General features: G+C 73.1%; 10 protein-coding genes. 6 read left to right on the top strand and 4 right to left on the bottom strand.

The window, feature by feature from the left end:
* Positions 1 to 56: 56 nt before the first annotated feature.
* Genes cobC through EIY87_RS31750 form a run of 4 tightly spaced genes read right to left on the bottom strand, consistent with a single transcriptional unit; the run spans position 57 to position 4957 of the window.
* The gene (cobC, locus tag EIY87_RS31765) at positions 57 to 1073 is read right to left on the bottom strand and encodes an Rv2231c family pyridoxal phosphate-dependent protein CobC (RefSeq protein ID WP_125313466.1); all 1017 of its coding nucleotides are present in this window, start codon (positions 1071 to 1073) and stop codon (positions 57 to 59) included.
* Entirely contained in the window at positions 1066 to 2397 is a 1332-nt protein-coding gene (locus EIY87_RS31760) for a cobyrinate a,c-diamide synthase (protein ID WP_125313465.1), read from the bottom strand. Before EIY87_RS31760 ends, cobC begins: the two co-directional genes overlap by 8 nt.
* Positions 2391 to 3005, bottom strand: a complete 615-nt coding sequence (gene cobO, locus EIY87_RS31755) for a cob(I)yrinic acid a,c-diamide adenosyltransferase (RefSeq protein WP_125313464.1) — start codon at positions 3003 to 3005, stop codon at positions 2391 to 2393. The genes EIY87_RS31760 and cobO overlap by 7 nt, the downstream gene beginning before the upstream one ends.
* On the bottom strand, positions 3005 to 4957 hold the full coding sequence (locus EIY87_RS31750; RefSeq protein WP_125313463.1) for a putative cobaltochelatase: 1953 nt from the start codon (positions 4955 to 4957) through the stop codon (positions 3005 to 3007). The genes cobO and EIY87_RS31750 overlap by 1 nt, the downstream gene beginning before the upstream one ends.
* Before the next feature lie 68 nt (positions 4958 to 5025).
* Between EIY87_RS31750 and cbiE the strand changes: the two genes are divergently transcribed.
* The 6 genes from cbiE (at position 5026) to EIY87_RS31720 (ending at position 12535) form a co-directional block, all read left to right on the top strand.
* A complete protein-coding gene (gene cbiE / locus EIY87_RS31745; protein WP_191984321.1) occupies positions 5026 to 6177 on the top strand; it encodes a precorrin-6y C5,15-methyltransferase (decarboxylating) subunit CbiE in 1152 nt (383 codons plus the stop codon).
* 103 nt (positions 6178 to 6280) lie between these two features.
* A complete protein-coding gene (gene cobM / locus EIY87_RS31740; RefSeq protein ID WP_125313462.1) occupies positions 6281 to 7042 on the top strand; it encodes a precorrin-4 C(11)-methyltransferase in 762 nt (253 codons plus the stop codon).
* Positions 7039 to 8055, top strand: a complete 1017-nt coding sequence (locus EIY87_RS31735) for a Gfo/Idh/MocA family protein (RefSeq protein WP_125313461.1) — start codon at positions 7039 to 7041, stop codon at positions 8053 to 8055. Before cobM ends, EIY87_RS31735 begins: the two co-directional genes overlap by 4 nt.
* On the top strand, positions 8052 to 8771 hold the full coding sequence (locus EIY87_RS31730; protein ID WP_125313649.1) for a cobalt-precorrin-6A reductase: 720 nt from the start codon (positions 8052 to 8054) through the stop codon (positions 8769 to 8771). Before EIY87_RS31735 ends, EIY87_RS31730 begins: the two co-directional genes overlap by 4 nt.
* Positions 8768 to 9427, top strand: a complete 660-nt coding sequence (bluB, locus tag EIY87_RS31725; protein WP_125313460.1) for a 5,6-dimethylbenzimidazole synthase — start codon at positions 8768 to 8770, stop codon at positions 9425 to 9427. The genes EIY87_RS31730 and bluB overlap by 4 nt, the downstream gene beginning before the upstream one ends.
* Before the next feature lie 18 nt (positions 9428 to 9445).
* Entirely contained in the window at positions 9446 to 12535 is a 3090-nt protein-coding gene (locus tag EIY87_RS31720; protein ID WP_125313459.1) for an arabinosyltransferase domain-containing protein, read from the top strand.
* The last annotated feature ends 159 nt before the right edge of the window (positions 12536 to 12694 follow it).

Below are 12694 nucleotides of genomic sequence, written 5' to 3'. Positions count from 1 at the left end.
GCGTTTCCCGGCTCCGCCCACTGTGGGCGGTGGTGGCGACAGCCCCCTGTCGGTGTTTAGCGAACTTCTTCCAGCGCCTTCAGGAACGCGTCCGTCGTCGCGCGGTCGCGCACGGCGAGCCGCAGGTGGTCCGGGCCGAGGCCGGGGAAGGTGTCGCCGCGCCGGACCGCGTAGCCGGCGTCCCGCAGCCGGTCCCGCACCGCGGCCCCGTCCGGGATCCGCACCAGCACGAACGGCCCGCGCGGCTCGCCCAGCACCGGCACACCCGCCGACGCCAGCCCGGACACCAGGTAATCGCGATCTTCCTCCGCGGCTACCGCCAGCTTCTCGGCTTCTTCCAACGAGCTTGGACGACAGCACGCCACTGTGGCGACCGCGGCCAAGGTGGACACCGACCACGGCACCTGCACCGCCCGCAGCCGCTCGACGACTTCGGGCTCGGCGAGCACGTAGCCCGCCCGCAGCCCGGCCAGGCCCCACGTCTTCGTCAGGCTCCGCAGCACGACGACGCCCGGGTGCCCGCCGGCCAGGCTTTCCCCCTCGCCGGGAACGGCGTCGAGGAACGCCTCGTCCACCACGAGCAGCCGGCCCGGCCGCGTCAAGGCCAGCAGCGCGGAAGCGGGGTGCAGCACCGAAGTCGGGTTGGTCGGGTTGCCGACGAACACCAGGTCCGCGTCGGCCGGGACCAGCGCCGGGTCGAGCACGAATCCGTCCTCTTCGGACAAGATCACGCGCGAGACATCGTGCCCCGCGGCCCGCAACGCGGCCTCGGGCTCGGTGAACTGCGGGTGCACGACGACTGCCCGGCGCGGCCGCAAAGCCGACGCCAGCAGCGTGAACGCCTCCGCCGCACCGGCGGTGACCAGGACTTCGTCCACCGCACGCCCGTGCCGCGCGGCCACCGCCGCCGCGGCTTCCGAGGAGGAGGGGTAAGCCGCGAGGGTGTCCAAAGCGGACGCCAGCTCGTCGCGCAGCCACGCGGGTGGCCGCGGGAGGCGGACGTTCACCGCGAGGTCCACCAGCCCCGGCCCGACTTCGCGGTCGCCGTGGTGGTGCAGGTCGTAGTCACGCATGGGCCCGCACCCGGGCCGCGAACCGCTGGGCCAGTTCCGGATAGCCCGCCCAGTGGACGTGCAGGTAGGACGCGTGCAGCGTCGGTGAAGCGAAGCCGTCCAGCTGCCGGTCCCAGCCCCAGGCCGCCGTAGCGCCGTGCGACGGCGTCACCTCGGTGCGGTGGAACTCGTGCCCGGTGACGCGCTGCCCGGCCGCGGCCAGGAGGTTGTCCTCCACGGCCACCGCGCGCCGGTAGCCGAGCTTGCCGCGGGCGGTCATCTTCGCGTCCGCGGGCACCGCACCGACCATCGGGAGGCCATCCAGGGACTGGCACAGGTAAAGCAGGCCGGCGCATTCGGCGCTGACCGGCATCCCGCGCTCGATCGCCGAAGCGACCTGCGCGCGCAACGCCGTGTTCGCCGACAGCTCGGCCGCGTGCACCTCGGGGAACCCGCCGCCGAAGTACAGCCCCGCACACCCTTCGGGCAGGGCTTCGTCGCGCAGCGGGTCGACGTCCACGACGTCCACCCCGCACGCGGCCAGCAGCTCGACGTTCTCGGTGTACCGGAAGGTGAACGCGGGTCCGCCGGCGGCCGCGACCGTCACGCGCGGACCGTCCACACCGGACGGTTCCCACGGCCGCGCCGAAAGCCGCGGCGCGCCCGACGCGATCCGGACGATCGCTTCGAGGTCGACGCCCTCGGTGACCCACGCGGCCAGCGCGGGCAACACGTGCTGGGCTTCCGCGGCCCGTTCCGCCGCCGGGACGAGCCCGAGGTGCCGGCTCGGCGCGTGGATCTCCTCGTTGCGGTACAGCGCGCCCAGCAGCGGGACGCCGGTCGCTTCGAGCGCGGAGGCGATCTCGTCGAGGTGCCGCTGCGAGCCGAGCTTGTTGAGGATGACGCCGGCGAGCCGCACGCGGTTGTCGTAGTGGGCGAAGCCGAGCACGGTCGCGGCGACGCTGCGCGAGGCGGCCGAAGCGTCGACGACGAGCACGACCGGGGCGTCGAGCAGCCGGGCGACGTGCGCGGTCGAGGCGTAGCCCTCGGTGCCGAGCGCGCCGTCGAACAGGCCCATCACGCCTTCGATCACGGCGATGTCGGCACCGGCGGAACCGTGGCGCAGCAACGGGATCAGCCGGTCCTCGCCCTGCAGGAAGGGGTCGAGGTTGCGCGCGGGCCGTCCGGTGGCGAGCGCGTGGTAGCCCGGGTCGATGAAGTCCGGGCCGACCTTGTGCCCGGACACCCGGTGCCCGGCCGCGCGCAGCGCCGCCATCAGGCCGGCGGCGATGGTGGTCTTGCCGTGCCCGGAACCGGGCGCGGCGACCACCACGCGCGCTACCACTCGATCCCCCGCTGGCCCTTCTGGCCGGCGTCCATCGGGTGCTTGACCTTCGTCATCTCGGCGACCAGGTCGGCGGCTTCGACGAGCTCGGGCGGCGCGTACCGGCCGGTGATGACGACGTGCTGGTGGCCGGGCCGCGAGGTCAGGGTGGACACGACGTCGTCCACCTCGAGCCAGCCCCACTTGAGCAGGTAGGAGAACTCGTCGAGGACATAGAAGTCGTGCGCCTCGGCGGCGAGGCGGCGCTTGATCTCCGCCCAGCCCTCGCGGGCGTTCGCGGCGTGGTCCGCTTCGGTGCCAGACTTGCGCGCCCAGCTCCAGCCCTCGCCCATCTTGTGCCACTCGACCGGCCCGCCTTCGCCGGTGTCGTCGTGCAGCCTGCCCAGCGCCTTGAACGCGGCTTCCTCGCCCACGCGCCACTTCGCCGACTTCACGAACTGGAACACGCCGATCGACCAGCCCTGGTTCCAGGCGCGCAGCGCCATCCCGAACGCGGCCGTCGACTTGCCCTTCATCTCGCCGGTGTGCACGGCGAGCAGCGGCCGGTTGCGGCGCTGGCGGGTGGTCAGCCCGTCGTTCGGGACGGTTTCCGGTTTGCCCTGTGGCATCAGGCGGCCCTTCCGGTCCGGGCGCGGACGGCGCTCGCCAGCGATTCGGCGGCGACGTCGGCGAGGGGAACGTGCTCGGCGCCGAGGTGGGCGGCCAGATCGGCGGCCAGGCCGAGCCGCATCTTGCCGCTTTCGCAGTCCATGACGACAGTCGTGACGCCGTTCAGCAGTCCGGCCGCGGCCTGAGCGCGCGCGACGGCGTCCGGGCCGCTGGTGGCGCGGCCGTCGGTGACGACGACGAGCAGCGGGCGGCGCCGCGGGTCGCGGATCTCCTCGACGCGCAGCACCCGTGCGGCCTCCAGGAGCCCTTCGGCCAGCGGCGTCCGGCCGCCGGTGGGCAGGCCTTCGAGGCGGGCCGCGGCGGCGTCGACGCTGATCGTCGGCGGCAGCGCGAGTTCGGCTTCGGCACCGCGGAAGGTCACCAGCCCGACCTTGTCGCGGCGCTGGTAGGCGTCGAGCAGCAGGGACAGCACCGCCGTCTTGACCTCGCGCATGCGAGCCTTGGCGCCCATCGAGCCGGACGCGTCGACGCAGAACAGCACGAGGTTGCCTTCACGGCCTTCGCGCAGCGCGTAACGCAGGTCTTCGGGGCGCAGCTTCAGCGCGGCGCCGTCGCGGCCGCGGGCTTTCTGGTGCGGTGCCGCGGCTTTGACGGTCGCGACCAGGTGCGGCCGTCCGTCGCGGACGCTCGGGGGCTGGACGCCGATGGTGCGGCCGCTGTCGGTGATCGCGCGCGACCGGCGTCCGCGCTCGCCCTCACCCATGCCCTTGACGCGGAAAACCTTGGCCTTGAACGTTTCCCCGGCGCCGATGGTCTTCTGCTGCCCGCCGTTGCGCTGCTGCTGGGGCTGTCCCTGGGGCGCGTCGCCCGGCGGAATCTCCTGCGGGGCCTCGTCCGGGGTCGAACCCGAGCCGGGACCGTCGTCCTCGGGGCCGGGCTGCGGGGGCTGGGCGTCCTGGAGGGCCTGCTCCAGCTGCTCTTCCGAGATGCCGGGCGCGTCGAACGGGTTGCGGCGGCGCCGGTGCGGCAGCGCGAGCCGCGCGGCGACGCGGACGTCTTCGGTGGTCACCTCGTCGCGGCCGGCCCAGGCCGCGTGCGCGACCGCGGTGCGGGCGGTCACGATGTCCGCGCGCATGCCGTCGACCTCGAAGGACGCGCAGACCTCGGCGATCTGGCGCAGGGCGTCGTCGGGGAGCTTCACGGCGGGCAGAAGCTTCTGCGCCGCCTCGATTTCCGCGGCGAGCCGGGCGTCCTCGCCGGCGTACCGCGCGGCGAAACCGTCGGGATCGGCTTCGTAGGCCAGGCGGCGCCGGACGACCTCGACGCGCTGCTCGGGGTCGCGGCTGGAGGCGACCTCGACGGTCAGCCCGAACCGGTCCAGCAGCTGCGGCCGCAGCTCGCCCTCCTCCGGGTTCATGGTGCCGATCAGCACGAACCGCGCCGCGTGCGAGACCGAAACGCCCTCGCGCTCGACGGTCGCGCGGCCCATCGCGGCGGCGTCGAGCAGGGTGTCGACGAGGTGGTCGTGCAGCAGGTTGACCTCGTCGACGTAGAGCAGCCCGCGGTGCGCGGCGGCCAGCAGGCCGGGCTGGAAGTCCGTGACGCCTTCGGCCAGCGCGCGTTCGAGGTGCAGCGACCCGATCACGCGGTCTTCGGCCGCGCCGACCGGCAGCTCGACCAGCTTGGCGGGCCGCCGGTGCGCCTTGGCGCCGTCGTGCGGGCCGTCCGGGCAGAGCGGGTCGGGGGCGGCGGGATCGCAGGAGAACCGGCAGCCGTCGACGACGTCGACGCCCGGCAGCAACCCGGCCAGCGCGCGGACCATGGTCGACTTCGCGGTGCCCTTTTCGCCGCGCACCAGCACCCCGCCGACGGCGGGCGAGATCGAGGACAGGACCAGCGCGAGACGCAGGTCCGGCAACCCGACGACGGCGGTGAACGGGTAGGGCTTCAACAGCACTCCTCCTGGTGGGCGACCGGCCGATCATCGCACAGCGCCGGGCTCGCTTAGGGTGGGAAATCGTGCGCGAAAAATCACGGTTGACGGTGGTGGGGATCGGGGCCGACGGGTGGTCCGGCCTGTCCGAACAGGCGCAAGCCCTGGTCCTCGGCGCCGACGTCGTGCTGGGCGCGCCGAGGCAGCTCTCGTACTTGCCCGACGACGTCGCGCGCGAGCCGTGGCCGTCGCCGTTGCTGCCGGGGCTGGACGCGTTCCTCGCGGAGCACGAAGGACAGCGGATCTGCGTCCTGGCCAGCGGGGATCCGTTTTTGTCGGGGGTCGGCACTACTCTCGTGGCACATGGATACGAGGTCGACGCGTTCCCCGCGCTCTCGTCGGTGACACTGGCCCGCGCCCGGCTGGGCTGGTCCGCCGAGGAGACCGAGGTGGTGACGATCGTCGGCCGCTCGTCGGCCCGGGTCGCCCGGGTGCTGGCCCCGCGGCGGCGGGTGCTGGTGCTGGGTGCCGACGCGACGGCACTGCGCTCCCTCCTCACCGTGCGGGGGTATGGCGAGAGCGAGCTGTTCGCGCTGGAAAACCTGGGCGGCCCCGAAGAGCGCATCACCGACGGCTGGGCGGGCGAACCCGGCCCGCTGACGGTGTTCGCGCTGGAGTGCGCGGGTCCGGCGCTGCCCCTGATCGGCATCCCGGACGACGTGTACGCCCACGACGGCCAGCTGACGAAGCGCGACCTGCGGGTTTCGGCGCTGTCGAGGCTCGCGCCGAGCCCCGGCGAGCTGCTGTGGGACGTCGGCGCGGGCGCGGGCAGCGTCGGCATCGAGTGGTCGCGGCTGCACGGGCTGAACCGCGCGGTCGCGATCGAGCGCGACCCCGAACGAGCGGAGCGGATCGGCCGCAACGCGGTGGACCTGGGAGTACCGGAACTGGAGGTGGTGACGGGAGAGGCACCGGAGGCGCTGAGCGCGTTGCCGGCCCCGGACGCGGTGTTCATCGGCGGCGGGGTGACGGTGCCGGGAGTGCTCGAGACCTGCGTGGCCACCGGAGCACGGGTGGTGGCGCACGGAGTGACGGTGGAGGCGGAACAGGTGCTGGCACGGGCCTATGCGGAACACGGAGGTGAACTGGTGCGGATCGGGGTCGAGCGAGCGGCGCCCCTGGGCGGCTTCACGGGCTGGTCGCCGGCACGTGTGGTGACGCAGTGGAGCAGCCGATGACCCGCCCGCAGCCGAGCCCGGCCGCCGCCGCGGTACGCACCTCGCGGAGCAGCGCCCGCCCGACCCCGGCCGCCACGCCGGCCCGCAACCCCTGGAGCAGCCGATGACCGTGCACTTCATCGGGGCCGGTCCCGGGGCCGCCGATCTCATCACCGTCCGCGGGCGCGATCTCCTCGCCCGGTGCGGGATCTGCCTCTACCCCGGCAGCATGACCCCCACCGACCTCCTCGCCCACTGCCCGCCCGGCGCCGAACTCGTCGACACCGCGAACCTCAGCCTCGAACAGATCGTCGCCCGCATGGTCGAGGCCCACCGCGACGGCCGCGAAGTCGCCCGGCTGACCTCGGGTGACCCGTCGCTCTACAGCGCCGTCGCCGAACAAATGCGGCGGCTCGACGCGGAAAACGTCCCGTACGAGGTCGTCCCGGGCGTGCCTGCCTTCGCCGCGTCGGCTGCCGCGTTGCACCGCGAACTCACCGTGCCCGAAATCGGGCAGAGCCTCGTCATCACCCGCGTTCAGGCGCGCTCCACGAAGATGCCGCCGGGTGAAACCCTCGCCGCCTTCGCCGCTACTGGGGCGACGCTCGCGTTGCACCTCGCGATCAACCACGTCGAGCGGGTCACCGGCGAACTCATCCCGCACTACGGCGAAGACTGCCCGGTCGCCGTCGTCGCGCTCGCGAGCCAGCCCGGCGAGACGATCGTGCGCGGGGTGCTCGGCGACCTCCCCGGCCTGGTCCGCGAAGCCGGGATGACCCGCGCGGCCACCATCTTCGTCGGGCGGGTGCTCGCCGCCACGAACTTTCCCGACAGCTTCCTCTATTCGAGTGCCCGTGACCGGGCCGACCAACCGGAGTCGTTGTGACGGAACTGCGCTGGGGCCTGCTGGCCGCGGGGACGATCGCCGGGCACTTCGCCGCGGGTGTCGAAGAAAGCAGGCACGGCACGCTGGCCGCCGTCGGCGCGCGCGACGCCGGCCGCGCGCGGGAGTTCGCCGCGCGGTTCGGCATCCCGAAGGCGTACGGCAGCTACGAAGACCTGCTCGCCGACCCGGACGTCGACGCCGTCTACGTCTCGACGCCGCACGCCCTGCACAAGGAGTGGGCGATCGCCGCCGCCGAAGCGGGCAAGCACGTGCTGTGCGAGAAGCCGCTGACCATCACCGCGGCCGATGCCGAGGAGGTCATCGCCGCCGCGCGGAAGCACGACGTCTTCCTCATGGAAGGGTTCATGTACCGGCTGCACCCGCAGACGCGGCGGCTGACCGAGCTGATCGCGAACGGGGCCATCGGCGAGGTCCGCGCGGTCGACACCGCGTTCTCCTTCGACAGCAACCCGGAGGAGACCGCCCGGCTCGGCGATCCGGCGCTCGGCGGGGGCGGGATCCTCGACGTCGGCTGCTACTGCACGTCGCTGGCCCGGCTGGTCGCCCAGGCCGCGACCGGCGAGGCCGTCGTGGAGCCGACCGAGGTCAGCGGGATGGCCCGGCTGAACGCGGACGGCGTCGACGAGTACGCGACCGGCCTGCTGCGGCTGCCCGGCGACATCCTCGCGACGATCTCCTGCGGCATCCGCCTGACCCGCGAGGACGGCATCCGCGTGTACGGCTCGCGCGGGCACCTCCACATCCCGCGCCCCGCGTGGATCCACCCGCTGCGGACGCCGGGCACGTCGCAGATCATCCTGACCCCGGCCGGCGGCGAGCCCGAGGTCATCGAGGTCGAAGCGACCCAAGGGGTCTTCGCGCGCGAAGCCGACCACGTCGCCGCGCACGTCGGCGACCGGCAGGCGCCCGAACTGACCTGGGCGGAAACCCTCGCCAACCTGCGGACCCTCGACCGGTGGCGCGAGGCCGTCGGGTACGGGCGGCCCCGGTGATCCTCATCCTCGGCGGCACCGGCGAAGCCCGGAAACTCGCCGAAGACCTGACAGCGCGCGAAGTCCGGGTCGTCTCTTCGCTCGCCGGACGCGTCGCGCGGCCGCGGCTGCCTGTCGGCGAAGTGCGCGTAGGCGGCTTCGGCGGTCCCGAAGGACTCGCGGCCTGGCTCCGCGAGAACGACGTGGCCGCCGTCGTCGACGCCACGCACCCCTTCGCCGAGCGCATCGGCGCCAACGCGGCGAAGGCCGCCGAGCTGACCGGCACTCCGCTCCTGCGGCTGGCCCGACCGGGCTGGCAGCCGGGGCCCGGCGACGTCTGGCACTGGGCGGACGACCTCGCCGACGCCGCGAAAATGCTCCCCGAGCTGGGAAAACGCGTGTTCCTCACCAGCGGCCGCCAAGGGCTGGCCGCCTTCGCGCACCTCGACGACCTGTGGTTCCTGATCCGCTGCGTCGACCCGCCCGGGCCGCCACTGCCGCGCCACCACGAGCTGATCCTGGCCCGCGGGCCGTACGAGGTGGCCGCCGAGCGCGAGCTGCTCGGCCGCGTCGACGTCCTGGTCACCAAGGACTCCGGCGGCGGCCAGACCAGCGCGAAGCTGACCGCGGCCCGCGAGCTGCAGAAGCCCGTCGTGGTCGTCCGGCGCCCGCCGCGGCCGGCGTCCGAGACCGCCGCGACCGTCCCCGAAGCCGTCGAATGGGTCCTGCGCCGATGATCGAAGAGTTTTACGAAGTGCTCCGCAAGCGCCGCGACGTCCGCGGCGAGTTCACCGGCGCGCCCATCCCCGAAGCGACCCTCACACGGGTCCTCGAAGCCGCGCACGCCGCGCCCAGCGTCGGGCTCACCCAGCCCTGGGACTTCGTGCTGGTCGACGACCACCCGACGCGCGAGAGGTTCGCGAAGCACGTCCACGAAGAGCGGGAGGTGTTCGCCGCGCAGCTCGCCGAAGACCGTGCGAGCACCTTCGCGAACATCAAGATCGAGGGCATCCTCGAGTCGAGCCTCGGCATCGTCGTCACCTACGACCCCGCCCGCGGCGCGCCCGACGTGCTCGGCCGGCACGCGATCGCCGACGCCGGCCTCTACTCGGTGTGCCTGGCGATCCAGAACCTCTGGCTCGCCGCCACCGCGGAAGGCCTCGGCGTCGGCTGGGTGAGCTTCTACCGCGAACCGTTCCTGAGCGAGCTGCTCGGCATCCCGGACGGCGTCCGCCCGGTCGCGTGGCTCTGCGTCGGCCCGGTGAGCCGGCTCGAGACCGTGCCGGACCTGGAACGCCACGGCTGGCGCGACCGCCGTCCCCTGACCGAGGCGGTCCACCACGGGCGGTTCACCCCGCGTGATCCGGGGGCTGCGTCAGCCGCCGACCACTGACCCGTTAGCGTTGCGCCGATGCGTCTGATTGCCGTAGCGCTGGGGTTGCTCTCGGCCTTGTGCGCGCTGGCTTTCCCCTTCCTGCCGGTGGTGCAGGACACGGCGGAGGTCGTCTGGCCCACCGGCAGCGACACCCGCTCCGTCAACGCGCCCTTGACCGGGTACTGGGCGCAAGACCTGCGCGCCGAACTGCCGTGCGCGGCGATCCGCTCGGTCGACGCGCGCACGAACGGCCCGGGCCTGCTCTTCGCCACCGTGCCGGACGGGCGCACCGACCCGAACGCCGGCAAGGGCGTCGGCCTGCAGCTGCGCGTGGACAACGGCGTGCTGTTCGCCTCCAGCCAGGGCCAGCAGATCGCGCAGCAGCCGCTGCCCGCCGAGAAGTGCGACGTCGAGCTGGACGTCGACGCGACGCAGATGACCCTGGCCGTGGCCGGGACGCCGATCTTCCACGCCGAAGGCGACGTCCGCCCGCGGGTCGTCGGCATCTACTCCTCGATCAACTCGAGCAAGGACCCGATCGCCGGCCTGCACGTCTCGGTCGTGCCGGACACCCGCTACCAGACGTCGCCGACCGCGCTGAAGATCGTCGTCGGCGTGGTCGCCGTGCTGTCGCTGATCGGCTGCATGATCGCGGTCTGGCGGCGCGACTCCGGCTTCGCGCGCCGCGCCCCGCGCTGGGCGCCGGTCGGCTGGTGGCGGCTGACGCTGCGCGACGCCACGGTGATCGCCGCGCTCGGCGCGTGGGTCTTCATCGGGCCGGTGACTTCGGACGACGGTTACATCCTGACCATGGCCCGGGTCACCGAAGCGACCGGTTACCTGACGAACTACCACCGCTGGTTCGGCGTCGCCGAGGCGCCGTTCGGCTGGTTCTACCACGTCTTCGAGCTGATGACGCACGTCAGCACGGTGCCGCCGTGGATCCGCCTGCCGTCGTTCCTGCTCGGGGTGCTCAGCTGGCTGCTGATCAGCCGCGAGGTGATGCCGCGCCTGGGCACCCAGATCCGCACCAGCCGCCCGGCCAGCTGGGCGGCCGCGACGGTGTTCCTGATCTGGTGGATGCCCTACAACAACGGCGTCCGGCCGGAACCGGTGGCCGCGCTCGGCTCGCTGCTGGCGATCTGCGCGGTCGAGCGCACGCTGGTGACGCGGCGGCTGCTGCCGCTGTGCCTCGGCCTGACCGCGGCCGGGTTCACCCTGGCCGCGACGCCGACCGGGCTGATCGCGGTGGCGCCGTTCCTGGTCGCCGCGCGGCCGCTGTTCAAGCTGGTGCGCCAGCGCGCGACCGAGAGCGGCTGGCTGCCGGTGCTGGCTCCGGTCGCCGCGGCCGGGCTGCTCGTGCTGGTCGTGGTGTTCGCCGACCAGACGTTCGCGACCGTGCAGGAGGCCACCCGGATCCGCACCCAGGTGGGCCCGAACCTGTCGTGGTTCCAGGAGCTCGCGCGCTACCAGCTGCTGTTCGAGAGCCTGCCCGACGGCTCGGCGCCGCGCCGCTTCCCGGTGCTGCTGGTGGTGCTGTGCACGGCCACCTGCCTGGTGATGCTGCTGCGCCGCGGCCGGATCCAGGGCGCGTCGCTCGGCCCGGCGCGCCGCCTGATCGGCACGACGGCGTTGTTCTTCCTGCTGCTGGCACTGACGCCGACGAAGTGGACGCACCACTTCGGCGCGTTCGCCGCGGTCGGCGCGTCGATGGCGGCGCTGACCGCGCTCGCGACCAGCTCGACGGTGCTGCGGTCGAAACGCAACCGCGCGGCGTTCCTGGCCGGGCTGCTGGTCGTCGCCGCGCTGGCCGCGACCGGGCCGAACACTTACTGGTTCGTCTCGCGCCTCGGCGTCCAGTGGACGAACGTGGCACCGTCGATCGGCGGCATCCCGCTGTCGACGATCCTGCTGGTGGCGGCGGCGATCGCCGGGGTGTACGCGTTCGTCGAGAACGTCCGCGCACACCGGCCGGGCGCGCCCGCGCCGGTGCAGGAGGGCCGGCTGCGCGCGCTGCGGCTCGGGTCGCTGTCGCTGGTGGTGGTCTGCGGCCTGGTGGCGGCGGGCGAGTTCGTCACGATGGCGTGGGCGATCCACAACCAGGCCGGCAGCTACAGCCTGGGCGCGGCGAACGTCGGGCACCTGTTCGGCAAGAGCTGCAACCTTTCCGACCACGTGATGGTCGAGCGCGACGCGGCGACGAGCATCCTGCACACGCAGTCCGAGCAGCGGACCGTCGCGGAGAAGCCGCAGGAGAACTCGCCGCTGCCGAACCCGGACCAGGACAACGGCCGCGTCCAGACCGGCTTCCACACCCGCCCGGTCGACGACAAGGACCCGCTGGCCGAGCCGCCGCACGGGTTCACCCCGGACAAGGTGCCGATGTGGTCGAGCTTCCTCGACCCGGAAACCCGCGCCGGACGGCTGCGCAGCGACTGGTACGCGCTGACGGAGAAGCCGGCCGACGGCCAGGTCGTGGTGGCGACCGCGGGCGCGGCCCGCCGCCCGACGTCGGTCAGCCTCGACTACGGCGTCAACACCCCCGACGGTGTCAAGGTCCTGCGCAGCCAGTTCATGCTGCCGCCGGGCGCGGGCACCGGCGGCTGGAACGACACCCGCATCAACCTGCGCGACCTCCCGCCGGAGACGAACGCGGTCCGCATCAACATCGTCGACAACGACCTCACCGAGGACGGCTGGATCGCGGCGTCGGCCCCGCGCGTGCCGACCTTCACGACGCTGACCGACCGCATCGGCTCGAAGCCGGTGTACGTGGACTGGCCCGCGTCGTTCGTGTACCCGTGCGTCCAGCCGGTGACGTCCCACGACGGCATCTCCCAGGTCCCGGCCTACCGCATCACGGCAGGCGGCCTGGCGGACGAAGCGAACTGGGCGTCGTCGACGAACGGCGGGCCGATCGGGTGGCTGGAGGAACTGGCCGAGGAGCCCGAGGTCCCGAGCTACCTGATCGGGCAGCCGAGCCAGTCGTGGGGCCAGCTGCTGCAGATCGAGCCGTTCACCGAAGGCATCGCGCCGACGTTGGTGCACGGCGAGAAGACGGTGCCGGGCTGGTGGTCGCCGGGTCCGGGGCCGCGGCAGCCGAACGGCAAGGACCCGACGCGCTGAGCCGGTCGGCGGACCTCCGGTACCGCCGACCGGGTGCGCGTACCAGCCGTCGCTCTACCCTCAGTGGCGCGAAACAATAGGGCGGAAAAGGCGACGCCCGAGATATCCATTACCGGCATCGACTCGATCACGAAACTCGTCGGTTCCCATTCCCGGAAC

It is taken from the genome of Amycolatopsis eburnea, assembly GCF_003937945.1.
Taxonomy (GTDB): domain Bacteria; phylum Actinomycetota; class Actinomycetes; order Mycobacteriales; family Pseudonocardiaceae; genus Amycolatopsis; species Amycolatopsis eburnea.
The sequence above is the reverse complement of the archived record's forward strand: the minus strand, read 5'-3'. Positions and strand labels throughout refer to the sequence as shown.